The sequence below is a fragment of the Sphingomonas aquatilis genome (assembly GCF_014196115.1).
Classification (GTDB): domain Bacteria; phylum Pseudomonadota; class Alphaproteobacteria; order Sphingomonadales; family Sphingomonadaceae; genus Sphingomonas; species Sphingomonas aquatilis.
The window spans coordinates 215,512-239,044 of sequence record NZ_JACIDB010000001.1; the positions used below are offsets into that span (position 1 = coordinate 215,512).

Annotated in this window: 22 protein-coding genes; 12 read left to right on the forward strand and 10 right to left on the reverse strand. The window is 68.5% G+C overall.

Going from position 1 to position 23,533, the window contains the following annotated elements:
- Nucleotides 1-248 precede the first annotated feature (248 nt).
- Nucleotides 249-1,751, forward strand: a complete 1,503-nt coding sequence (locus GGR47_RS01020) for a S1C family serine protease (protein WP_183949410.1) — start codon at nucleotides 249-251, stop codon at nucleotides 1,749-1,751.
- 107 nt (nucleotides 1,752-1,858) lie between these two features.
- The gene (locus tag GGR47_RS01025; protein WP_147037143.1) at nucleotides 1,859-3,397 is read left to right on the forward strand and encodes a hypothetical protein; all 1,539 of its coding nucleotides are present in this window, start codon (nucleotides 1,859-1,861) and stop codon (nucleotides 3,395-3,397) included.
- Between the two features lie 471 nt (nucleotides 3,398-3,868).
- Here GGR47_RS01025 and GGR47_RS01030 read toward each other — a convergent pair whose 3' ends face one another.
- Entirely contained in the window at nucleotides 3,869-4,894 is a 1,026-nt protein-coding gene (locus GGR47_RS01030) for a methylated-DNA--[protein]-cysteine S-methyltransferase (RefSeq protein ID WP_147037144.1), read from the reverse strand.
- Between the two features lie 49 nt (nucleotides 4,895-4,943).
- On the reverse strand, nucleotides 4,944-5,885 hold the full coding sequence (locus GGR47_RS01035) for a hypothetical protein (protein WP_147037145.1): 942 nt from the start codon (nucleotides 5,883-5,885) through the stop codon (nucleotides 4,944-4,946).
- A 196-nt stretch (nucleotides 5,886-6,081) separates the two neighbouring features.
- Between GGR47_RS01035 and GGR47_RS01040 the strand changes: the two genes are divergently transcribed.
- The 6 genes from GGR47_RS01040 (at nucleotide 6,082) to GGR47_RS01065 (ending at nucleotide 11,091) form a co-directional block, all read left to right on the forward strand.
- On the forward strand, nucleotides 6,082-6,630 hold the full coding sequence (locus tag GGR47_RS01040; RefSeq protein WP_078462262.1) for a F0F1 ATP synthase subunit delta: 549 nt from the start codon (nucleotides 6,082-6,084) through the stop codon (nucleotides 6,628-6,630).
- Nucleotides 6,631-6,635: 5 nt separating this feature from the next.
- Nucleotides 6,636-8,165: a F0F1 ATP synthase subunit alpha gene (atpA, locus tag GGR47_RS01045; protein ID WP_063687414.1), complete on the forward strand. Its 1,530-nt coding sequence runs from the start codon at nucleotides 6,636-6,638 to the stop codon at nucleotides 8,163-8,165.
- 75 nt (nucleotides 8,166-8,240) lie between these two features.
- Complete coding sequence (locus GGR47_RS01050; RefSeq protein WP_017977456.1) at nucleotides 8,241-9,149, forward strand: F0F1 ATP synthase subunit gamma; 909 nt, start codon at nucleotides 8,241-8,243, stop codon at nucleotides 9,147-9,149.
- A gap of 25 nt (nucleotides 9,150-9,174) precedes the next feature.
- Nucleotides 9,175-10,656: a F0F1 ATP synthase subunit beta gene (gene atpD / locus GGR47_RS01055; protein WP_063687416.1), complete on the forward strand. Its 1,482-nt coding sequence runs from the start codon at nucleotides 9,175-9,177 to the stop codon at nucleotides 10,654-10,656.
- Nucleotides 10,656-10,838 carry an eL24 family ribosomal protein gene (locus GGR47_RS01060; RefSeq protein ID WP_147037146.1) on the forward strand — a complete coding sequence of 61 codons (183 nt, stop codon included), beginning with the start codon at nucleotides 10,656-10,658 and terminating at the stop codon, nucleotides 10,836-10,838. The genes atpD and GGR47_RS01060 overlap by 1 nt, the downstream gene beginning before the upstream one ends.
- Before the next feature lies 1 nt (nucleotide 10,839).
- A complete protein-coding gene (locus GGR47_RS01065; RefSeq protein ID WP_017977459.1) occupies nucleotides 10,840-11,091 on the forward strand; it encodes an ATP synthase F1 subunit epsilon in 252 nt (83 codons plus the stop codon).
- A gap of 369 nt (nucleotides 11,092-11,460) precedes the next feature.
- On the opposite strand, the gene GGR47_RS01070 is transcribed toward GGR47_RS01065, so the two are convergent.
- Genes GGR47_RS01070 through GGR47_RS01080 form a run of 3 tightly spaced genes read right to left on the reverse strand, consistent with a single transcriptional unit; the run spans nucleotide 11,461 to nucleotide 15,626 of the window.
- Nucleotides 11,461-12,450, reverse strand: coding sequence for a glycosylasparaginase (locus tag GGR47_RS01070; protein ID WP_147037395.1), 990 nt, complete (start codon nucleotides 12,448-12,450; stop codon nucleotides 11,461-11,463).
- A gap of 29 nt (nucleotides 12,451-12,479) precedes the next feature.
- Nucleotides 12,480-14,651: a primosomal protein N' gene (locus GGR47_RS01075; RefSeq protein WP_147037394.1), complete on the reverse strand. Its 2,172-nt coding sequence runs from the start codon at nucleotides 14,649-14,651 to the stop codon at nucleotides 12,480-12,482.
- 60 nt (nucleotides 14,652-14,711) lie between these two features.
- Nucleotides 14,712-15,626 (reverse strand): DMT family transporter, encoded by a 915-nt coding sequence (locus GGR47_RS01080; protein ID WP_147037393.1) that lies wholly within the window; start codon nucleotides 15,624-15,626, stop codon nucleotides 14,712-14,714.
- Nucleotides 15,627-15,841: 215 nt separating this feature from the next.
- Here GGR47_RS01080 and proS point away from each other — a divergent pair, with 215 nt between their 5' ends.
- Nucleotides 15,842-17,371, forward strand: a complete 1,530-nt coding sequence (gene proS, locus GGR47_RS01085; RefSeq protein WP_147035851.1) for a proline--tRNA ligase — start codon at nucleotides 15,842-15,844, stop codon at nucleotides 17,369-17,371.
- Between the two features lie 133 nt (nucleotides 17,372-17,504).
- Here proS and GGR47_RS01090 read toward each other — a convergent pair whose 3' ends face one another.
- Nucleotides 17,505-19,100, reverse strand: coding sequence for a cisplatin damage response ATP-dependent DNA ligase (locus GGR47_RS01090; protein ID WP_147035850.1), 1,596 nt, complete (start codon nucleotides 19,098-19,100; stop codon nucleotides 17,505-17,507).
- Nucleotides 19,101-19,151: 51 nt separating this feature from the next.
- Here GGR47_RS01090 and GGR47_RS01095 point away from each other — a divergent pair, with 51 nt between their 5' ends.
- Nucleotides 19,152-19,985, forward strand: a complete 834-nt coding sequence (locus GGR47_RS01095) for a metallophosphoesterase (protein WP_147035849.1) — start codon at nucleotides 19,152-19,154, stop codon at nucleotides 19,983-19,985.
- 62 nt (nucleotides 19,986-20,047) lie between these two features.
- On the opposite strand, the gene GGR47_RS01100 is transcribed toward GGR47_RS01095, so the two are convergent.
- The 3 genes from GGR47_RS01100 to GGR47_RS01110 all read right to left on the reverse strand — a co-directional run bounded on the left by GGR47_RS01100 (nucleotide 20,048) and on the right by GGR47_RS01110 (nucleotide 21,577).
- On the reverse strand, nucleotides 20,048-20,539 hold the full coding sequence (locus GGR47_RS01100) for a Dps family protein (RefSeq protein WP_147035848.1): 492 nt from the start codon (nucleotides 20,537-20,539) through the stop codon (nucleotides 20,048-20,050).
- A 111-nt stretch (nucleotides 20,540-20,650) separates the two neighbouring features.
- Nucleotides 20,651-21,217 carry a TMEM165/GDT1 family protein gene (locus GGR47_RS01105; RefSeq protein ID WP_147035847.1) on the reverse strand — a complete coding sequence of 189 codons (567 nt, stop codon included), beginning with the start codon at nucleotides 21,215-21,217 and terminating at the stop codon, nucleotides 20,651-20,653.
- A 24-nt stretch (nucleotides 21,218-21,241) separates the two neighbouring features.
- On the reverse strand, nucleotides 21,242-21,577 hold the full coding sequence (locus tag GGR47_RS01110; RefSeq protein WP_043060516.1) for a hypothetical protein: 336 nt from the start codon (nucleotides 21,575-21,577) through the stop codon (nucleotides 21,242-21,244).
- Nucleotides 21,578-21,752: 175 nt separating this feature from the next.
- Here GGR47_RS01110 and rpmG point away from each other — a divergent pair, with 175 nt between their 5' ends.
- Together rpmG and GGR47_RS01120 are read left to right on the forward strand one after the other, a co-directional pair.
- Nucleotides 21,753-21,920, forward strand: a complete 168-nt coding sequence (rpmG, locus tag GGR47_RS01115) for a 50S ribosomal protein L33 (protein WP_017977469.1) — start codon at nucleotides 21,753-21,755, stop codon at nucleotides 21,918-21,920.
- Nucleotides 21,921-22,248: 328 nt separating this feature from the next.
- Nucleotides 22,249-22,992 carry a MauE/DoxX family redox-associated membrane protein gene (locus tag GGR47_RS01120; protein ID WP_147035846.1) on the forward strand — a complete coding sequence of 248 codons (744 nt, stop codon included), beginning with the start codon at nucleotides 22,249-22,251 and terminating at the stop codon, nucleotides 22,990-22,992.
- 151 nt (nucleotides 22,993-23,143) lie between these two features.
- On the opposite strand, the gene GGR47_RS01125 is transcribed toward GGR47_RS01120, so the two are convergent.
- Nucleotides 23,144-23,506 (reverse strand): response regulator, encoded by a 363-nt coding sequence (locus GGR47_RS01125; RefSeq protein ID WP_018250532.1) that lies wholly within the window; start codon nucleotides 23,504-23,506, stop codon nucleotides 23,144-23,146.
- Nucleotides 23,507-23,533: the final 27 nt, after the last annotated feature.

Here is a 23,533-nt window from a genome sequence, read left to right on the forward strand (position 1 = left end):
CGGAAAGACATCGCAAAGGCTGGCGAAGGCTGTGTTCGCGCAGAGGCGCTGAGGACGCGGAGGTGTCCGTCGCGCGGCAACGCGCGCCTCCTTTTGCGCGTGTTCGGGCCGGGCCGCGCTTCCAGCGGGCGCAACACCTCTGCGGTCTCCGCGCCTCTGCGCGAACACAGCCTTCATCCCGCCCGATCCATCCCGTCCGCCCGTACAAGGCTTGACAGCGTGGCGCGGCTGGCCTTCGAGACCGGGCCATGCGCCGCCTGTTCCTCGCCCTGCTGCTCCTCCTCGGCTGGACCCAGCCGGCGCGCGCCGACGATATCGGCGCCACCGCGCGCGGCGTGGTGCGCGTCGTCACCATCGCGGTCGTCGACGGGCAGGTGGTCGGCTTCGGCCATGGCAGCGGCGTCGCGGTGGCGCCCAATCGCGTCGTCACCAACGCGCATGTCGTCGACCTTGCCGAACGCTATCCCGACAATGTCGTCGTCGGCGTCGTGCCGTCCGAAGGCGACAAGAGCTACCAGGGCCGCGTCATCGCCTATGATGCGCGCGCCGACCTCGCGCTGATCGAATTCACCGGCGCCAGCCTGCCGCCCGCGACCCTCTACACCGGGCCGATCGGCGAAGGCGATGCGGTGGTGGCTTTGGGCTATCCGGGCAACGTCGACCTCGCGACGGCGAAATCCGCCGCCGACTATATCCGCCCCACCTCGCCGGTGCGGTCGGAGGGTGTGTTCTCCGGCCGGCGCAACCTCACCGGCACCGAAGTGCTGCTCCACACCGCCAGCATCGCGCGTGGCAATTCGGGCGGGCCGCTGCTCGATCGCTGCGGCCGGGTGATCGGCATCAACTCGGCGATCACGCGCGGCGAAGAGGGCGACAGCTCGTTCGGCTTCGCCATCGCCGATACCGAGCTTGCCGCCTTCCTGCGCACCGCCAAACAGCCCTTCGCCACCACCGGCGCGCCCTGCACCTCGATCGAGGAGCGGCTGCGGCAGGATAGCGAGGCCGATGCCCGCGCCCGCGCCGACGCGCTCACCAGCGCGCGCGACGCAGCGACCCGCGCCGCCATGGGCCGCGAGGAAGCGCTGGCCACCGCGCGCGAGGCCGCGCAGGCGCGGCGCGAGAATGTCATGGGGATCGCCGGCCTGTTGCTGGTCTTCGGCGCGATGGGGCTGGGCGGCGCCGGCCTGCTCGACGCGAAGGGCCGCCGCCGCGCCGCGCTCTGGGCCGCGGGGATCGGGGCCGTGACGATGGCGGCGGGCATCGCGACCTTCATCCTGCGCCCCTCGGCCCGCGCCGATCTGCCGCCCGTCCCCGTTGCCGCGCGCCAGGCGGTGCCCAACGCACCGCTCGGCAAGCTCGTCTGCACGTTGCAGGCCGACGCCAGCCGCGTCACCGTCTCGTCGACCGACGACGTGACGCTCGACTGGGGCAAGAGCGGCTGCGCCGACGGTCGCACCCAATATCTCGCCACCGGCGACGCGTGGCAGCGCCTCACCGTCCCCGACGACGAACAGACCGTGTCGTCGCGCGTCTTCGATCCCGTCACCCGCCGCCTGACGGTCACGCGCTACATGCTCGGCGCGCAGGCGATGCAGGCGCTGCGCAGCCTGAGTGCGAAGACCGTCGGCCAGCGCTGCACCGTCGATCCGGTCGCCACCGAACGCCTGGTCCAGCAGCAATCCGCGCAGCGCGCCGCGCTGCCCCCGCTCCCCAACGAAAAGCTCGTCTACGCCTGCCGCCGCACGGGCTGAGGGTTGCGGCGTCCGGCGGGGCAAGCCGTCGCGTCGCACACAAATCACCGCTGGCACCTCGCACGGGCCGCGTTACGCTGCCCCATATCGGACCGAAGGGGGCGGGGATGCGATTCGCGATACGGGGCATGATGGCGGCGGCGATTGGAGCGGCCGCGCTCGCTGCGCCCGCGCAGGCCGAATGGTATGAAGCGACCGGTCGCCACGTCGTCGTCTACGCCAACGACAGCGCCGATGCCGTGCGCAAACAGGCCGAGCAGCTGGAACGGTTCGACGCGGCGATCCGCCTGGTGCGCGGCTTGCCCGACACCGACCTCGATACCTCGAACAAGCTGACCGTCTACGTCGTCGCCAACGATTCGGCGGTCCAGCGGCTGTTCGGCGCCGGCGGCAAGAACATCGCCGGCTTTTATGATGGCCGCGCCAGCGGATCGGTGGCCTTTACCCCCGGTCGCAGCGATCGCTCGGAGGGCGGGCTCGATCCGCAGATCGTCCTGTTCCACGAATATGCGCATCACGCGCTGCTCGGGCATTCCGAGCTTGCGGTGCCGCGCTGGTATTCGGAAGGGTTCGCGGAGTTCATGTCGACGACGCGGTTCGACAAGGACGTCTTCTGGATCGGCGCGCCGGCGCAGCATCGTGCCTACACGCTGCTGGAAGGGCAGGGCATGTCGGCGGAAAAGCTGTTCGCCACCGATCGCCGCAAATTGTCGGATTCGGAAACGAGCGAGCTGTATGCGCGCGGCTGGCTGCTCACGCACGTCCTCGCGCTCGACCGGACGCGTGCGGCGCAATTTGCCACCTACCTCACGCTCTTCAACCAAGGCATGCCGAGCAGCGAGGCGGCGACCAAGGCCTTTGGCGACCTCAAGGCGCTGAATAAGGAGATGAACAAGCGCCTCAGCGGTTCGAGCTTCCCCGCGTACAAACTGTCCAACGATCGGCTGCCCAAGCCCGAGGTGAGCCTCAGACCGCTACGGCCGGGCGAAAAGGCGATGATCGCGCTGCGCATGCGGTCCGATCGGGGCGTCAATCGCGAAACGGCGCAGCCGATCCTCGCCGAAGCCACGCCGATCGCGGCGAAATATGCCGACGATCCCGTGGTTCAGGGCTGGTTTGCGGAAATGGCGCTGGATGCGGGGCGCAACGACGTTGCCGAGGCGGCGGCGGATCGCGCGCTCGCACTCGATCCGACATCGTCGCAGGCTTTGGTCTACAAGGCGCAGGTCCACCTCCGCCGCGCCAGCGCCGCGCACGCCAAGGACCCGGCCGTGTGGAAAGAGGCGCGCTCATGGCTGCTGAAAGCCAACAAGCTCGACAACAACGACGCTTATGCCCTCATGCTCTATTATTCCAGCTTCGGCATGGCGCACGACGTGCCGACCGCGAACGCCAAGGCTGCGCTGGCACAGGCGCATATGCTCGTGCCGCAAGACGAGGCGTTGACCTTCGCCTACGGCGTCCAGTCGCTGCTCGACGGCAAGACCGACGACGCGCGCCTCGCGCTCCGAACGCTCGCCTATTCCCCGCATGCGCCGGTCGACAATCCCGCCGCCCGCCTGCTCGCCCAGATCGATGCCGGCAAGACCGGCCCCGCCGCGCTCGCTGCGGCCGGCGGCAAGAAGGACGACGTAACGCTGGACTAAAGCGGGGCCCCAATCGATCACGTAGACCAAGTCCTCCCCCGCCAGGGGGAGGTGGCATGCCGAAGGTATGACGGAGGGGGGGCAGGGCAGCGCCCCGCGACCGCAGACAGTCCCGTCCACCGCCCTCGACAGCAAGACTGGCCCCGCGGCGCTCGCCGCGGCCGGTGGCAAGAAGGACGACGTGACGCTGGACTAGCCCGCGCGAGGCTCCCCAACCAACCACAGAGGCCAAGCCCTCCAAGTCCTCCCCCGCCAGGGGGAGGTGGCATGCCGAAGGCATGACGGAGGGGGAGGTCAGGGCAGCGCCTCGCAACCGCAGACACTCCCATCCACCGCCTTAGGCGTCACCCCATGGCGTCGCTCACGCCCCCGGCATCGTCTTCGAGAACCCAAGGCCGATCAGCCCCAAAAATGCGCACCGCACACCGCACACCGCACTCGCATGCACCACCCAAACGGCATCACGCACCGCTACCCCCGCTCGCGCGCCAGCAGCGCACGCTTGCGCTCCACGCCCCAGGCATAGCCGCCCATCGCGCCGTCGCCGCGCGTCACGCGGTGGCATGGCACCAGCACCGCCAGCGGGTTGCGCCCGCAGGCCGTCCCCGCCGCGCGCGTCGCCCCCGGTCGTCCGGCCGCCGCCGCCAGCTCGGCATAGCTGCGCGTCTCGCCCGCCGGGATGGTGCGCAGCGCCTGCCACACCGCCTCCTGAAACGCCGTGCCCTGCACATCCACCGGCAGGCCCGCGTCGCGTCCCGGCGCCTCGACCAGCGCCACCACCTCCGCCGCCAGCGTCGCCAGCGCGGCATCGCCGGGCACGATCGTCGCCTGCGGGAAATGCTCCGTCAGCGCGTTTGCATCCTCGTCGAACGCGATCCGGCACAGGCCCGTGTCCGTCGCCGCGACCAGCAACGGCCCCAGGCTGGTCGCCACCACGGTCCAGCGGATCGTCAGCCCCGCCGCACCCTTCGCCCGCGCGCGCGGCGCCATGCCCAGTCGCGCGGCGCCGTCGGCATAGAAGCGGCTCGCCGCTCCATAGCCCGCGGCATGGATCGCCTCGGTCACGCCCGCGCCCGCATCCAGCGACGCCGCCGCCCGTCCGGCGCGCACCGCCCGCCCGTAAGCGGCGGGGCTGACCCCCGTCGCCCGCGTGAAAACCCGCTGGAAGTGATGCGGTGTATAGCCGACCGCACCGGCGAGGTCCGCCAAAGTCACCGGCCCCTCCGCCGCCGCGATCGCCGCGCAGGCGTCGGCCACCGCCTGCGTATCGCGCGCCACGCCATCGGGCAGGCAGCGCCGGCACGCGCGATAGCCCGCCGCCCGCGCCGCCGCGCCATCCGCCAGAAAGAGCACGTTCGCCCGTGCTGGGCGCCGCGCCGGGCAACTCGGCCGGCAATAGATGCCCGTGCTGGTGACCGCGACGACGAACGCGCCGTCCTGTGTCCGGTCCCGCGCGACAAAGGCGGCCCAGGCCGCATCCTGATCGATCTCGCTCATGCCCCCGTCATAGCGCGCGGGCGGGCGCCGCTCATCCCGCGGCTTGCGATCAAAACCCGGTGCCGCGCACCGGCGGCCGGGCGCGCATGATCGCGACATCGTCGCGCCCCGCGGCCAGGCTCGCCACGCGCTCCAGCCCCTTGCTCACCGCGCTGCCCGCGTCCGGCGCGAACAGCCGCGCCCGCGTATAGCGGTCCGCCGCTTCGGCATAGCGCCCCGCGGCTTCGGCGCACAAAGCCAGGTTGAACGTCGTCGATCCCTGATCGGGCACCGCCTTGTCGATCGCGGCAAAGGCGTCGCATGCGGCCCGTTCGTCGCTCTTGGTCAGATGGACCGCAGCCTTGAACTGTTTCGCGATGTCGGGCGGCAGGCCGTCGCGCTCTTCGCGGACGCGCACCTTGTAGTCCTCGGCATGCGGGGCGAGGTCCAGCCGCACCTCCTGCGCGATCGAATCGGCCATGCTGCCGACGGTGAAGCCGACATCGGTCGCGATGCCGCTGTCCTCGCACCAGCTTGAAAAGTCATGCCGCGTCTTGGTGGTGTCGTACGGCTTCTCGCCGCTCCGCGCCTCGCGCATCACCAGGTCCGCGCGGAAATCGACCGTGCGGCTGGTGCAGCGGACGACATAGCGCTGCCGGGCGACGCATTTACCATCCTTGTTCTTCTCGACGCAGCGCTCGCGGCTTTCGGTGTAATCGTTGGTCGCCACCTCGACGCCGGTATGGCCGGACAGCAGCCCGTCGGGGCGCAGGCCCGCGGGCACCAGCACCGCATGCGGCACGCCGTCCGCGCCCAGCTTGCTCAGCCGCCGCTCGATCGCATCGGCCAGCGTGCCGCCATAGGCGCCGTCGAACGGCCCGATCCCGATCGTCGGCAGCAGGCTCGCCGCGCGCGCATTGGCGCCGAACACGCCGGCCACGTGCAGCACCTCGGCCCGCGCCGTGCCCGTGATCGCCAGTCCCGCCAATACGATCGCCGCCCACCGCATCATCCGCCTCCCGTTTTGCCCTGTTGCCACCGTTACGGCCCCGTTCCTGAACAGAAGCTGCGCGTCTACTTGCGCTTGTTCGCCCCCCATGCTAGCCGCCCGCCACCCATAAGTGGTGCGCGAACTCGCGCGCCCTCTTCCCCATGGGCCAACATTTCGGCACGAGGACTTCGATTCCGTGGAGACATCCAGCGGTAATTTGGGCGGCGGTATCCAGGCGAGCCTGGGCGGACGCTATGCGATCGCGCTGTTCGAACTCGCCCGCGATTCGAAGAGCATCGACACCGTCGAGGCGAGCCTCGTGGCGGTCCGCGACGCGCTGCGCGACAGCGACGACTTCGCCAAGCTCACCACCAGCCCGCTGGTCGCCCGCGGCGCCGCGGTGAAGGCGGTGCTCGCCGCCGCCGACGCGATGGGCCTCGATGCGACGACCAAGAACTTCCTCGGCGTCCTCGCCGAAAACCGTCGCCTCGCCGCGTTGCCGCAGATCATCCGCGCCTTCCGCGCCCTCGCCAGCCGCCATCGCGGCGAAGTGTCTGCGGAAGTCACCAGCGCGCATCCGCTGACCGAGGAACAGGTCGGCGAACTCAAGCAGCAGCTGCGCACCCGCGTCGGCCGCGACGTTTCCGTCGACCTGTCGGTCGACCCCGAACTGCTCGGCGGCCTGGTCGTCCGTATCGGTTCCCAGATGATCGATTCGTCGATCCGCACCCGTCTCAACACTCTCGCGCACGCGATGAAGGGCTAACGCAAATGGATATCCGCGCCGCAGAAATCTCGAAGGTCATCAAGGACCAGATCAGCAACTTCGGTGACCAGGCCCAGGTCAGCGAGACCGGCCAGGTGCTCAGCGTCGGCGACGGCATCGCGCGCATCTACGGCCTGGACAACGTCCAGGCGGGCGAGATGGTCGAATTCGCCAATGGCGTGCAGGGCATGGCGCTGAACCTCGAAGCCGACAATGTCGGCGTCGTGATCTTCGGTTCGGACGCCGAAATCCGCGAAGGCGACACCGTCAAGCGCACCGGCACTATCGTCGACGTGCCGGTCGGCAAGGGCCTGCTCGGCCGCGTGGTCGATGGCCTCGGCAACCCGATCGACGGCAAGGGCCCGATCGTCGCCGACCAGCGCAGCCGCGTCGAGGTGAAGGCGCCGGGCATCATCCCGCGCCAGTCGGTCAGTGAGCCGATGCAGTCGGGCCTCAAGGCGATCGACGCGCTCGTTCCCGTCGGCCGCGGCCAGCGCGAGCTGATCATCGGCGATCGCCAGACCGGCAAGTCCGCCGTCGCGATCGACGCCTTCATCAACCAGAAGGGCGTCAACGCCGGCACCGACGAGAAGAAGAAGCTGTACTGCGTCTATGTCGCGGTCGGCCAGAAGCGCTCGACCGTCGCACAGCTCGTCAAGACGCTCGAAGAGAATGGCGCGATGGAATATTCCATCGTCGTCGCCGCGACCGCGTCGGAGCCTGCGCCGATGCAGTTCCTCGCGCCCTACACCGGCGCCGCGATGGGCGAATATTTCCGTGACAACGGCATGCACGCGCTGATCGTGTTCGACGATCTGTCGAAGCAGGCGGTCGCCTATCGCCAGATGTCGCTGCTGCTGCGCCGTCCGCCGGGCCGTGAAGCCTATCCGGGTGACGTGTTCTACCTGCACAGCCGCCTGCTCGAGCGCGCCGCCAAGATGTCGGACGCCAACGGTGGCGGCTCGCTCACCGCGCTGCCGATCATCGAAACGCAGGCGGGCGACGTGTCGGCCTACATCCCGACCAACGTGATCTCGATCACCGACGGCCAGATCTTCCTCGAAACCGACCTGTTCTTCGCCGGCATCCGCCCCGCGATCAACGTCGGCCTGTCGGTCAGCCGCGTCGGCTCGGCCGCGCAGACCAAGGCGATGAAGAAGGTGTCGGGCTCGATCAAGCTGGAGCTGGCCCAGTACCGTGAAATGGCCGCCTTCGCGCAGTTCGGCTCGGACCTCGATGCCTCGACGCAGAAGCTGCTCAACCGCGGCGCGCGTCTCACTGAACTGCTCAAGCAGAAGCAGTTCAGCCCGATGCCGTTCGAGGAGCAGACCGCGTCGATCTTCGCCGGCACCAACGGCTATATCGACACCGTGCCGGTCGCGGACGTGACCCGCTACGAAGCCGCGATGCTCGCCGACCTGCGCGCCAACCACGCCGACGTCCTCACCAAGATCCGCGACACCCGCGATCTCGGCGACGAAGCGAAGGCGGGCCTCAAGGCCGCGCTCGACCAGTTCGCGAAGACCTTCGCGTAACGTTCAATGTGCTCCCGCGCAGGCGGGAGCCCAGTACTGGGTCCCCGCCTTCGCGGGGACACATGAAGGACAACAATGGCGTCGTTGAAGGCCCTCAAAATCCGGATCAACTCGGTCAAGTCGACCCAGAAGATCACCAAGGCGATGAAGATGGTCGCCGCCGCCAAGCTGCGCCGTGCGCAGGAAGCGGCGCAGGCCGGTCGTCCCTATGCCGAGCGGCTGGAGGCGGTCGTCGCCAGCCTGTCGCGCCAGCTGGCGGGCGGCGCTGGCGTCTCGCCGCTGCTCTCGGGCACCGGCAAGGACCAGGTTCACCTGCTCGTCGTCGCGACCTCGGAACGCGGCCTCGCCGGTGCGTTCAACAGCAACATCGTCCGCGCCGCCCGCCGCAAGGCGGAGGAGCTGGAGGCGCAGGGCAAGACCGTGCGTTTCTACCTCGCCGGCAAGAAGGGCCGCGTGCTGCGTCGCTTCTACCCGAATGCGATCCTCGCCGACCATGAGCTGGGTCAGCACAAGGTGCTCGGCTTCCAGCAGGCGCGTGAAGTCGCCGACGACCTGCTCGCGCGCTATGCGGCGGGCGAATTCGACGTCGCGCACCTGTTCTACGCCAAGTTCGTCTCCGCGCTCGTCCAGCTGCCCGTCGGCCGTCAGATCATTCCGGTCGCGGTGGACGTTCTGGACAAGGACGTACCCTCCACTTCGTCCACTTCCAGCAACACTTCCGCCCCCGCCGCGGTGGTCGAATACGAGCCCGACGAAGAGTCGATCCTCGCCGACCTGCTGCCGCGCAACGTCGCGATCCAGATCTTCCGTGCGATGCTGGAAAACGCCGCGTCGGAACAGGGCAGCCGCATGAACGCGATGGACAATGCGACGCGCAACGCGGGCGACATGATCAACCGCCTGTCCATCCAGTACAACCGCACGCGCCAGGCCGCGATCACGACCGAACTGGTCGAGATCATCTCCGGCGCCGAAGCGCTCTAACGAATCCGAAGCAGGAAGAACCGCCATGGCAACCGCCGCAGACGACATCCGCCCGACCCAGTCGACGGGCAGCAGCAACACCACCGGCACGATCGCGCAGGTCATCGGCGCCGTCGTCGACGTCCACTTCCCCGAAACGCTGCCGGCGATCCTGTCGGCGCTGGAAACGGACAACAACGGCACCAAGCTGGTGCTCGAGGTCGCGCAGCACCTGGGCGAGAATACCGTCCGCACGATCGCGATGGACGCGACCGAGGGCCTGACCCGCGGCCAGACCGTCCGCGACACCGGTTCGCAGATCAGCGTCCCCGTCGGTCCGGCGACGCTCGGCCGCATCATGAACGTCGTCGGCGAGCCGATCGACGAGCGTGGCCCGGTCGCCACCGACCTGCGCGCGCCGATCCACGCGAAGGCGCCGGAATTCGTCGACCAGTCGACCGACAGCGCGATCCTCGTCACCGGCATCAAGGTCATCGACCTGCTGGCTCCTTACGCAAAGGGCGGCAAGATCGGTCTGTTCGGTGGCGCCGGCGTCGGCAAGACCGTGCTGATTCAGGAATTGATCAACAACATCGCCAAGGGCCACGGCGGCACCTCGGTGTTCGCGGGCGTCGGCGAGCGTACCCGCGAGGGCAACGACCTCTACCACGAATTCCTCGACGCGGGCGTCATCGCCAAGGATGCCGACGGCAATCCGATCAGCGAAGGGTCGAAGGTCGCGCTGGTGTTCGGCCAGATGAACGAGCCGCCGGGCGCCCGCGCCCGCGTCGCGCTGTCGGGCCTGACCATCGCGGAATATTTCCGCGACCAGGAAGGCCAGGACGTGCTGTTCTTCGTCGACAACATCTTCCGCTTCACGCAGGCGGGCGCCGAAGTGTCGGCACTGCTCGGCCGCATCCCGTCGGCGGTGGGCTATCAGCCGACGCTGTCGACCGACATGGGCGCGCTGCAGGAGCGCATCACCTCGACCAACAAGGGCTCGATCACCTCGGTGCAGGCCGTCTACGTCCCCGCGGACGACTTGACCGACCCGGCGCCGGCGACCTCGTTCGCCCACTTGGACGCGACGACTGTGCTCAACCGCGCGATCTCGGAACTCGGCATCTATCCGGCGGTCGATCCGCTCGATTCGACCAGCCGCGTTCTCGAACCGCGTATCGTCGGCCAGGAGCATTACGACACGGCGCGCGCCGTCCAGTCGCTGCTCCAGCGCTACAAGTCGCTGCAGGACATCATCGCCATCCTCGGCATGGACGAACTGTCCGAAGAGGATAAGCTGACCGTCACGCGCGCGCGCAAGATCCAGCGCTTCCTGTCGCAGCCGTTCCACGTCGCCGAAGTCTTCACCGGCATCAGCGGCAAGTTCGTGCAGATCGAAGACACGATCCGTTCGTTCAAGGCGGTCGTCGACGGCGAATATGATCACCTGCCGGAAGCAGCCTTCTACATGGTCGGCGGCATCGACGAAGTCGTCGCCAAGGCCGAAAAGATGGCCGCAGAGGCATAATGCCCGCGCCGCGCCGCGAGGATGCCGTCAACGCCGTCTGTCCCTGGTCGGGTAAGCCGATCAGCGACGATGCCTTGACGGTCTATCGCGGCGCGGTGGTCGGTTTCTGCAATCCCGGCTGCCGGGACAAATTCGACGCGGCCATCACCGCGTTCGATCGCGTGATTGAAACGAGACTCTGACATGCTGCACTTCGAACTCGTCACGCCCGAAAAGCTCGTCCGCTCCGAGGACGTGTACATGGTCGTCGTGCCCGGCACCGAAGGCGACTTCGGCGTGCTGGAGGGCCATGCGCCCTTGATGTCCACCGTCCGCGACGGCGCGCTCTCGGTGTACCGCACCGAAGGCGGCCAGCCCGAAACCATCGCGATCCAGGGCGGCTTTGCGGAAGTGAACGCCCAGGGCCTCACCGTCCTCGCCGAACACGCGGCATAATCGACCGGGGCCGGGCGATCCAGACCGTTGGATCGCCCTCCCGCCAAGTTCCTGCGCAAGGGCGCATAATCCGCACCGGCTGTCCTACAGTTCGTCACCCCCATAGAGCCGGCGAATCCCGGCTCTTTCTCACCACCGCTCACCCTAACCCGTCGCCCCTGTGCAGGCTGGGATCCCTCGGAAACGAAGCGCTCCCGCACGCCCCACCCCCGTCACCCCGGCGCTGAGCCGGGGTCCCGCTTCTTCTTCTCCGACGACCAAAAAGCGGGACCCCGGATCAAGTCCGGGGTGACGGGGAAGGGGACCGGGATCACCCCCAAAACAGAACGACACCCCGTCGTCGTTTCGGTCTACCTGTCCATCTTCGCGTTACGCAGCGAACAGCGACCGGCCCTTGCGCACCACGGTCCGCCCCGCCGCATCGGTCACCGCATAGGTAAAGCCCGGCAACAGACAGAACGCTCCCACCTCACCCTGCGGCGACAGCGCCAGGAAGCCGACCTGCACGCCCTTGATCGCATCCCCGCGCAGCTTGGCGATATGCTTCACCACCTCCTCGCACGCCGCCTGCGGCGACAGCCCGGCGCGCATCGACGCGACGACGCGGGCGGTGCCGGCGATCCGCGTCACCTCCTCGCCCAGCCCCGTCGAGGTCGCGCCACCGACGCCCGCCTCGACATACAATCCGCTGCCGACCTGCGGCGAATCGCCCACCCGTCCGCGCATCTTGAACGCCATGCCCGACGTGGTGCACGCCCCCGCCATCCGCCCCGACGCGTCGCGCGCCAGCAGGCCGATCGTGTCGTGATCCAGCGCGCCACCCAGCGGCGCGCGGCGGTTCTCGATATTGGCGACCGGCGTGTACTGCGAGGTCTTCAGCCACTCGCGCCACGCCTTCTCCGCTGGCGGCGTCAGTAGATCGACCTTGGGAAAGCCCTGGTCGCGCGCGAACCGCGTCGCGCCCTCGCCGACGAGGAACGTGTGCGGCGTCTTCTCCATCACCCGCCGCGCGACGGAGATGGCATGCACCGTATCCTCCAGTGCCGCGACCGCGCCGACGCCGCCGGCATCGTCCATGATCACCGCATCAAGCGTCACATGCCCGTCGCGATCGGGATAGCCGCCATAGCCGACCGAATGGTTCTCCGGGTCGGCCTCCGGCACCATCGCCCCCGCCTCGACCGCGTCGAGCAACGTGCCCCCCGCCTTCATCCGCGCAAACGCCGCATCGTTCGCCGCCGCACCGAAATCCCAGGTGGACACGATCAGCGCGCGATCCGGGCTCGCCGCCATCGCGGGCAGCGCCGCCGCACCGCTTGCCGCCGCCATGCCACCCAGAAGCCCGCGCCGCGTCGTCATGCCGTCATCCTTTGGACCGGTATTGGTCCTTACAGGAAGTTATACGGATCGACGTCGACCGTCACGCGCGCTTTTGCCGGCCAGTCGAGCCCGCCGAGCCAGTCGCGGATCACGTCCTGCACGTCGAGCGCACGCCGGGCATGCACCAGTAATCGATAGCGATGCCGCCCGCGCAGCATGGCGAGCGGGGCAGGGGCGGGGCCATAGACCGCCATGCCGTCGACGCGCGGCGCGCTCTGCGCCACCGCCCGTGCCACCTCATGCGCACACGCCTGCTCCTCCGACGACACGACGATCGCCGCATAGCGGCCAAAGGGCGGGGCACCGGCATCGCGCCGCGCCTCGGTCTCCGCCTCGTAGAAGGCCTCGGCATCGCCGGTGATCAGCGCCTGCATCACCTGCGCCGAGGGACTGTGCGTCTGGATGAACACATGCCCCGGCTTGGCTCCTCGCCCCGCACGCCCCGACACCTGCCGGATCTGCTGGAACGTCCGCTCCGCCGCCCGCAGGTCGCCACCCTCCAGCCCCAGATCGGCATCGATCACGCCGACCAATGTCAGATTGGGAAAGTGATAGCCCTTGGTGACGAGCTGCGTGCCGACGACGATGTCGATGTCGCCCGCCTCCATCCGCCCGACGAACTCGGCGGCCTTGGCCGGCGACCAGATCGTATCTGAGGTGACGACCGCGGTCTTCGCCTCGGGGAACAAAGTCGCCACCTCGTCCGCGATCCGCTCGACGCCGGGACCGCAGGCGACCAGGCTGTCCTCCGCCTTGCATTCGGGGCAGGCGCGCGGCGTCGGCATCACATGGCCGCAATGGTGGCAGGCCAGCCGGCGGGTCAGCCGGTGCTCCACCATCCAGGCGGTGCAATTGGGGCATTGGAAGCGATGCCCGCAATTGCGGCACAGCGTCAGCGGCGCATAGCCCCGCCGGTTGAGGAACAGCAGCGACTGCTCGCCCTTTTCGAACGTCTCGCGCAGCGCCGTCACCAGCTTTGGCGCGATCCATGTGCCGCGTTCGGGTGGGTGCTGGATCAGATCGATCGCCTCGATCGTCGGCATCTCGGCGGGGCCGTAGCGGCCCGGCAACTTCAGTTCGGCATAGCGCCCCAGCGCCACCTGCTGGCGCGTCTCGATCGCCGGGGTCGCGCTGGCCAGGATCACCGGGCAGCCTTCGAACTTGCCGCGCATCACCGCGACGTCTCGGGCATGGTAATGGACGCCCTCTTCCTGCTTGAAGCTCGTCTCGTGCGCCTCGTCGACGACGATCAGGCCGAGGTTGCGATAGGGCAGGAACAGAGCGGACCGCGCGCCGACCGTCACCAGCGCCTCGCCGCTCGCGATCGCGCGCCACGCCCGCCGCCGCTGGGTGGAGCGCAGCCCCGAATGCCACGCCACCGGCTCGCAGCCGAAGCGATCGTGGAAGCGCTTCAGGAACGGTTCGGTCAGCGCGATCTCGGGTAGCAGCACGAGGGTCTGCCGCCCCTGCCGGATCGCCTCAGCCACCGCCTCGAAATACACCTCGGTCTTGCCCGATCCGGTGACGCCGTCGAGCAGGGTGGGGCGGAAGTCATGCGCCGCAACCCCGGCGACCAGTTCGTCCGCCGCGGCCTGCTGCGCCTCCGCGAGCGTCGGCGGTCCGAAAGCGGGGTCGGGGTGCGGATAGGGGCTGTCGATATCGACGCTCACCGCCTCCAGCGCGCCGGCCTTCACCAACCCACGGACCACCGCGTCGGACACGTCGGCGAGGGTGGCGAGTTCGCGGATCAGGCCTTGCCGGTCGCCGATCCGCTCCAGCGCCTGTTCACGCTGCGGGGTGAGGCGCGGCGGCACGGTGCCGGTGGCGCGATACTCGGTGACGGTCCGCGCGCCCTCCAAGGCCGAGGTGGACGCGAGCGCCATCCGCACCACGGCGGCCGGCGGCGCGAGATAATAGTCGGCGGTCCACTCGATCAGCCGGCGCAACGGCGCGGCGAGCGGCGGCACGTCGACCACGCCGAGCAGCGGCCGCAGGCGGTTGTCGCCGACCTCCGCATCCGACGGCATGCGCTCGGGTTCCCACACCACGCCGAGCAACTGGCGCGGCCCCAGCGGCGCGATGACCACCGACCCAGGCTCGACGTGCGAGCCCGCCGGCACGCGATAGTCGAGCGGGCCGAGCGCGGAATTGAGGACGAGAACGCGAGCGCGCGACGACATGCCGTCCATATGGGGGCTGATCAACTCGGCGTGAAGCGCCGGATTGCGTCGCTCCGACGGCTAGGCGACGTCGTCGGCGCTCGCCGCGATGGTTTCCTGTCGCTGGCGCACCCGCTCGCGCCAGACGATGATCAGGCCGCTCGCGATGATCACCGGCGCCCCGATCCAGGTCGCGCTGGCCGGCAAGGTGTCGAAGATCAGCCAGCCGAGCGCGGTCGCCCACAACAGGCTGGAATAATCCATTGGCACCACCACCGACACGGGGCCGAGCTTCAGCGAATTGGTCATCGCGATCTGCGCGCACCCGCCCAGCACGCCGACCGCGGCCAGGCACGCCCAGCCGAGCGCGCTATGGCTCTGCGCGACGGGAACGTAGAATAGCGTCAGCGGCACCAGCGATAGCGTCGAAAACCAGAAGACGGTGGTCAGCGCCGCCTCGGTCCGCCCGATCTGGCGCAGCAGGATCGTGACGCACGCCGTTCCGAACGCGCCGCCCAGCGCAAAGGCCGCGCCGCCCAGCGGGAGATGCCCGTCGTTGGCGGCAAGGCCCGGCGCCGCGACGATCAGCACGCCGGTGAACCCCGCCACCACCGCGCCCCAGCGCCACACCCCGGTCGGCTCGCGCAACACGAGTGCGCCCAGGATCGTCGTGATCAGCGGCACGGTGAAGCCGATCGTCGTCGCCTCGGCGAGCGGCAACAGCACGATGCCGTGGAAGGTCAGCGCCATCGCGCTCAGCCCCACCACCGCGCGGGCAACATGTGCCGGCAGCCGCTGCGTCGCGACGCTCGTCATGCCGGGGCCGCCGGCGATGACGGTCGACACCAGCAGCGCCGCGCCGAACTGGCGGAAGAACAGGATCTCGACCACGCTCGCACCGGCATGTTCGGCCAGCTTGATGCTCGCGTTCATCGCGGCAAAGAACACGACCGACAGCAGGCGCAGGCCGATCGCGGGCAGGATGCGGTCGTTCATGCCGCGGGCTGTAGCGGCAGACAGCCCTCAAGTCCTCCCTCGCTTTAGCGGGGGAGGGGGACCGTTCGCGAAGCGAAGGGTGGAGGGGGCGTCTCGGCATAGGGGACGTCGCCGTATCCTCCCCCTCCGTCAGCGCTGGCGCGCTGCCACCTCCCCCTGGCGGGGGAGGACTTGCGGGGTGACGGAAACGTCCGTCGGAGATAAGAGCCACCACCATGAAGCACGCTCTCCCCGTCACCCGCGACGCCGATTTCGCCGCCTGGTATCAATCCGTCATCACCGAGGCCGACCTCGCCGAGGAATCGGGCGTGCGCGGCTGCATGGTCATCCGGCCGTGGGGCTATGGCATCTGGGAGCGGATCCAGCGCCTGCTCGACGATCGGATCAAGGCGACGGGGCATGAGAATTGCTACTTCCCGCTCTTCATCCCGCTGTCCTATTTCGAAAAGGAGGCCGAGCATGTCGAGGGCTTCGCCAAGGAGATGGCGGTCGTCACGCACCATCGCCTGATCCCCGACGGCCACGGCGGCCTGAAGCCCGATCCCGCCGCCAAGCTGGAAGAGCCTTTGGTCGTGCGCCCGACGTCGGAGACGGTGATCGGCACCGCGTTTGCCCGCTGGGTGCAGTCGTGGCGCGACCTGCCCGTGCTCATCAACCAATGGGCCAATGTGGTTCGCTGGGAGATGCGGACGCGCATGTTCCTGCGCACCAGCGAATTCCTGTGGCAGGAGGGGCATACCGCCCACGCGACCGCCGACGAGGCGCGCGAAGAGACGCGCAAGATGCTCGAAGTCTATCGCGATTTCGCCGAGACCTGCCTCGCGCTGCCGGTCGTCGCCGGTGAGAAGCCCGAAAATGAGCGCTTCCCCGGCGCGGTCGCGACCTACAGCATCGAAGCGATGATGCAGGACGGCAAGGCGCTGCAGGCGGGCACCAGCCACTTCCTCGGCACCAATTTCGCGCACGCGCAGAACATCCGCTTCCAGAATGCCAGCGGCGAGCTGGAGCTGGCGAACACGACCAGCTGGGGCGTCAGCACCCGCATGATCGGCGGCGTCATCATGGTGCATGGCGACGACGACGGCCTGCGCGTGCCACCGCGCATCGCGCCGTGGCAGATCGTGATCGTGCCGATGTTGCGCGACCAGCCCGAGGACGAGGCGCTGATCGCCTACGCCAAGGACATCCAGTCGAACCTCGCCGGCCTGACCGCGCTGGGCGAGCCGGTGCGCGCGCTGCTCGACCTCAAGCCCGCCAAGGCCGCGACCAAGCGCTGGGGCTGGGTGAAGAAGGGCGCGCCGATCGTCATCGAGATCGGCGGCCGCGACATGGCGGGCGGCAACGTCTCGGTGATCCGCCGCGACCGGCTGTATCGCGAGGACGGCAAGCTCGACGCGGCAGTGATGCCGCGCGGCGACTTCGAGGCGGATGCGCCTTCGCTCCTCGCCGCGATCCAGCAGGCGCTGCACGAACAGGCGACCGCGCGGATGCAGGCGGCGATCGTGCCAGCGGCGGACTTTGCTGCGGTCGAGGCGCATTTCGCCGAAGGGCAGAAGAACCCCGGCTGGGTCGAGGTGCAATGGTCGCGCCCGACCGGTGCGGCGCTTGATCAGGTGGTCGAGCGGCTGAAGGCGCTGAAGCTGACGATCCGCAACGCGCCGGGCGATCAGGCCCCGGCGGACGGCGCCTGCGTCTTCACCGGCGCGCCGGCCGTCGAACGCGTGCTGCTCGCCCGGGCGTACTGATCGACAGGCGCCCCCGGAAACGTCGCCCCAGCGAAGGCTTGGGCCTCGAGCGGCTCTCGCCCGGCGCGACAACAGGGAGAAACCGGCGTTCGCTGGAATGACGTCGCGTAGGCGGCTGCAAGTTGCTCCCGCCTTACGTCACCAGCCGCCGCAGCGTTTCGACCTGATCCGCCTCTGCCGCGGGCTTGTCGGTGCGGATACGGGCGATGCGAGGGAAGCGCATCGCGACGCCCGACTTGTGCCGGGTGGAGGTGTGGATCGAATCGAACGCGATCTCCAGCACCAGCGTCTTTTCCACTTCGCGCACCGGGCCGAAGCGCTTCACCGTATGGCGGCGGACAAAGCTGTCTAGCATGCGCAATTCTTCGTCGGTGATCCCCGAATAGGCCTTGCCGACCGGCAGCAGCTCGCCCTCGTCGGTCCAGCAGCCGAAGGTATAGTCGCTGTAATAGGACGATCGCCGCCCGTTGCCGCGCTGCGCGTACATCATCACGCAATCGGCGGTCAGCGGATCGCGCTTCCATTTGTACCACAGGCCGGCGCGCCGCCCACCGACATAGGGGCTGTCGCGGCGTTTCAGCATCACGCCTTCGATTGCCGCATCGCGCGCACCGGCGCGGATCGCCTCCAATTCGGTGAAGCTGCCGGCCGCGATCACCTGGCTGAGATCGAAGCGATCGGGATCGAGTCGTGGCACGAACGCCTCCAGCCGGTCGCGCCGCTCCGTCCAAGGTAGCGCCCGCAAATCCTCGGGCCCGTCGAACAGGATGTCGTACAGGCGGACGAACGCGGGATAGTCGGCCAGCATCTTCGCCGACACCTGCTTGCGTCCCAGCCGCTGTTGCAGCGCGTTGAAGCTCGCTGCCCCACCACCGTCGTCCAGCGCACCGCCCTGGAATTCGCCCTTCACCAACAGTTCGCCATCGACCGTGCCGGGCGTGGTAAAGGCCGCGGCGACGTCGGGAAAGCTGCCGGTCACGTCGTCGCCGGTGCGGCTGTACAGGCGCGTCTGGCCCGCGACATGGACGATCTGGACGCGAATGCCGTCCCATTTCCACTCGGCGGCATAATCGGCGAGGTCGACCTGCGCATCCTCCAGCCCGTGCGCGAGCATGAAGGGGCGGAAGACCGGCACGTCCGCCGGGGTGGGTTGTGCGCCCTTTCCCTCCGCCCAGGCGAACAGGCTGGCATAGGGTGGCGACAGGCCATGCCACACCTCTTCCACGGCGTCGACGTCCAGCCCGAACGCCTGCGCCAGCGCGGTCTTGGCGAGCCGCGCCGACACGCCGATGCGCAGGCCCCCGGTCGCCATCTTGAGCAGCGCGAACCGCTCTTCCGCATCCAGCCGGTCGAGCATGCCGGCGAGCACCGCGGGGGCATCGGAACGCGACAAATGGCGCAGCGCATCGACCGCAGCGGTGATTGACAGCGGACCGGCATCCGGCGGCGGCACCACCGGCGCCGGCCACAGCAGCGCCACCGTCTCGGCCGTGTCGCCGACATAGTCGCGGCTCATCCGGAACAGCACGGGGTCAACCCGCGCCTCGATCAGCGCCCGTATCTGCGCGGGCTTCACGCCGGGCAGATCGAGATCGCCGGTCAGCGCCGCCATCGCCCAGCCGCGATCGGGATCGGGCGTCGCATGCAGATAATCGACGATCAGCTTAAGCTTCGCGTTGCGCCCCCGCGTGTAGATCAGCGAATCGAGAAGCGCGGCAAAGGCTTGCATGGACACACGAACGCATGGCGCCGCCGAAGCGCTCCCGCTAGGACCCGCATCGTGAAACGTCCGCTTCTCAGTGCCGCGCTGATCGTCGCCTTTATCGCCGGCGTCGTCTTCCTCATCGGCTATCGCAACGCCCGCGCCGATCCGGTCGTTCGCCGCGTGACGATGGCGCTGCCCGATTGGCCGGCCGGCAAACCGCCGATGACGATCGCGCTGATGAGCGATATCCACATGGAAAGCATGGCGATGGACGAGGGGCGGCTGGCCCGCATCGTTGGGCAGGTGAATGCGCTCCACCCCGATCTGGTCGTGTTGGCCGGCGACTTCATCGAGGGGCGCGGCGTCGGCGAGGCGGAGCGGGCGATCCCGTTGCTGGCGCGCCCGCTGTCGCAATTGAAGGCCCCGCTGGGGGTCGTCGCAGTGCTCGGCAACCACGATCACTGGACCGATCCTGCCCCGATCGCGGCGATGCTGCGGCGGATCGGCGTGGTCGTGCTGGTCAACCAGGGTGAGGGGCTCGGGCCGCTTGCGCTCGGCGGCCTCGACGATCCGGCGACGCATCACGATCGTATCGCCTCGACCCAGGCGGCACTCGCGACGCTGGCGGGTGCCGGCGTGATGGTCGCGCATTCGCCCGATGTCGCGGTGAAGCTGTCGCGGCGCACGACATTGCTGCTCGCCGGCCACACGCATTGTGGGCAGGTGGTGCTGCCGCTGATCGGCGCGCCGGTCGAGGTGACCAATCCGCGCTATCGCTGCGGCATCGTGCGCGATCCGCATCGGCTGACGGTGGTGACGGCAGGGCTGGGCACCAGCAATCTGCCGATCCGCTTCGGCGCGCCGCCCGACCTGTGGCTGGTGCGCGTCGGCCCGATCCCCTCCCGCTGACGGCCGGCCGCAGCCGTCGAACCGTCACCCCGGATCGGGTCCGGGGCGACGGACAAGCCGGGTCAGCCCTTGCGGCTGGCTTCGAACAGGAACCAGGCGCGCTCTTCGGCCTGGTCGGTCCAATCGTCGACGATGCCGCTGGTCGCATTGTCCTTGGCCGCTTCGGCCGCGTCCTTCACCGCGCGGAAGCTTTCGACCAGCTTCAGATTGTCCTCGCGCAGTTCGGCCAGCATCGCGCCGGCTTCGACGAACTCCTTGTCATTGTCGGCGATCGTCTGGCGGCGGCTGATGTCGCCGATCGAGCGCAGTGTCACGTTGCCGGTCTTGCGCACGCGTTCGGCGATCGCATCGGTCACGCCCAGGATCTGCGCGGCCTGATCGTCGAGCAGCAGGTGATAGTCGCGGAAATGCGGGCCGCTGACGTGCCAGTGGAAGTTCTTGGTCTTCAGATACAGCGCATAGCAATCGGCGAGCGAGGCATTGAGGGCGTCGGCGACCGAGCGCGTGTTCGACAGATCGGTGGGCGTGCTAAGCGCCGGATTGACGTCGGCCATGGGGAAGCTCCTGACAGAAATGGGTTCGTTGCGGAAACGATCCGATAGCGCAAACGCTCCCGGTCGGACCGGGATTTTGCATCAGGAATCATGGTCAGGCTGATCGGGCGGCTAGATCAGACGCAGGGCCCCCACGCCAAGCCAGAGCCCGACGATCAGGAACAGGATGCCGATCGCGATCCGCAGCGACCGCAGCGGCAGCGCGCGCCATCCCGCTTCACCGAGCAGCGCCGCCGGCGCAATCACGGCAAGCGATCCCAGCGTCGCACCCAGCGGCGCGAGCCACACCAGTTCGGCCCGAGCGCTCAGAGTCAGGACGATGAACTGCACGCCGTCGCCGAAGGCGAGGATGAACAGCCCGAGCAGGCTGGTCGCCGCAGCGCCGAGCCGCCAGCGTTCGAGCCGGTCGGGGGCCTTGGCGGGAAACAGCGCGCCGCCGCCCTGCAACACCAGCGCCAGCGCCAGGAACAGCTGCTTCGCCTCGGGCGTCAACTGCGGGGCGATCAGGCCCCCCGCCACGCCCGCCAATCCCGCGGCCACGGCAAGCGCGATGGCCGCCATCGCGATGACGAGGCCCGGCGCGCGGTAGCGATCGGCCAGGATCGCGGCGAGCCAGGCAGGGCGGTCGCCCACCTGTGCCAGCGCGGCGGCGACCAGCGCCGCCATCAGTACATCCATGCCGTTCCGTCCCGCCGTCGGTGTTCAGCTTGCGAGGCGCACCGAACAGGCCGCCGCAAATGTGTCGCACGCCCGCACGTCCTGCCGGTCGCAGGCGACCGCGTCACCCAGCATCGACAGCCAGCCATGCACCAGGGCGCCATGTTCGCCGCGCGACAGTGCCGAATCGACGAAATGTGCGACCGTCACCGCGGGGTTCAGGCCATGACGATGCGCGATCAGGCGGATCTGGTTGATATCGGGCTTCAGGTCGCGTGCGCACGTATAAGGCGCCTTCACGTCGATCGCGGCGATTCGCGCGGCCAGATCGGCGCGCACCGCGTCCAGCGCCATGTCGTTGATATGCCCCTGATGCCCCATGTTCCGCTCCCGTCATGTCATGTGGCATTCATGCGCCCGCACCGGTAACGTGGTGGTTAACGATGGGGGTGAGGGCATCCGCGGTTGACTTTCGTCGCCGTCTGGCCCATGCGCCGCGACTGATCGAGCGGCGGCGTTGGTGCTGCCGCTCTCCTTGTTTTCAGGATTAGGGCTCATGGCCAAGCCGACTACCGTCAAGATCAAGCTCGTCAGCACCGCCGACACCGGCTTCTTCTACGTCACGAAGAAGAACCCGCGCACCAAGACCGAGAAGCTGAGCTTCAGCAAGTACGACCCCGTCGTGCGCAAGCACGTCGAGTTCAAGGAAGCCAAGATCAAGTAAGCTGCCGCCGGGGCGCAGCCGCCCCGCGCTGCTTGCCGAATCGAATCGCGAAGAGCCGCCGGTGCCCCGCGCATCGGCGGCTCTTCGCGTGCGTGCCCGCGTACGGAAAGCGACGTGCGGGCAACCTATGCGTTTTTGTGACGAAGCCATGGTGGGGGCTAGGTTCGGCCACATTGCGTTCATGTTCGGTCGGCATAGCGGACCGTGGTGGCCGGACGATCCGGCCGCCCTGTATCGCGTCACTACGGGCTAAGGGCGGTCCTCTCGAATCGAGGGGGCCGCCCTTGGTTTATGCGGGGTGCTGGCAGCCTGACGGCCGCATCCCCACATGTCGGTCATGTCGAAGCGCGCCGTCCTCTACCGCATGGTCATGCCGACCCACATCTGTCCCTATGGCCTGAAGGCACGCGATCTGCTGCGTCGCAGAGGCTATGCGGTCGACGATCGGCACCTGACGACTCGTGCCGAAACCGATGCGTTCAAGGCCGAACATGACGTGAAGACCACGCCGCAGACGTTCATCGATGGCGTGCGGATCGGCGGCTACGACGACCTGCGCCGCTATTTCGGACTGTCGGTGCCGGACCCCAAGGCGGTCAGCTATCGCCCGGTCCTGGCCGTATTCGCGATGACCGCGCTGATGGCGATGGCCGCCAGTCTCGCCGCCTTCGGCTCGCCGGTCACGGTCCGCGCCGGCGAATGGTTCATCGCGTTCAGCATGGTCGTGCTCGCGATCTTGAAGCTCCAGAACGTCGATCGATTCGCGACGATGTTCCTGGGCTATGACCTGCTCGCGCAACGCTGGGTGCCCTATGCCACGCTCTACCCGTATCTGGAGGGGCTGGCGGGCGTGTTGATGATCGCGGGCGTCGCGACATGGCTGTCGGTGCCCGTCGCGCTCGTCATCGGCGGTGTGGGCGCGGTGTCGGTCTACAAGGCGGTGTATGTCGATCGGCGCGAACTCACATGCGCCTGCGTCGGCGGCGACAGCAACGTGCCGCTGGGTTTCGTGTCGCTGACCGAAAACCTGATGATGGTTGCGATGGCCGTGTGGATGATGCTGGCGGGATGACGCCGGGAACCGCGTTGAGGAATCGTCGTTTTTACCCATAGCTCGCAGCTCCCGCGCCCTTTTCGGGGGGTAAGGGCGCTGAGAGCGCGCGGCACCCTGTCGCGGCCCGATCGCCGCGGCAGGGTGCCTTTTTCGTGTCGCGTCGCTCCGGTCAGACCAGCGCGTTCACCGCATCCATGAATCGCGCAAGGCTGATCGGCTTCGAGACATAGGATCGCGCGCCTGCCGCCCGGATCCGCTCCTCGTCGTCACGTCCCGCATAGGCGGTGACCGCCATCACCGGGATATCGCGCAGCTGTTCGTCCGCCATCAGCTCCAGGATCAGTTCATATCCCGTCACATGCGGCATCTGGATATCCATGATGATCAGGTCCGGCATCACCTCGCGCGCGCGAGCCACGGCCTCGCGTCCGTCGCGCACCGGTTCGGCGACGAACTCGTGCGCCCGCAGCAGGTCGCAGAACAGCTTCAGATTGAGTTCGTTGTCCTCGACAACGAGCACCCGTTTCGCCACGTGGGTCACCGATCCTTTCCAGTCAGC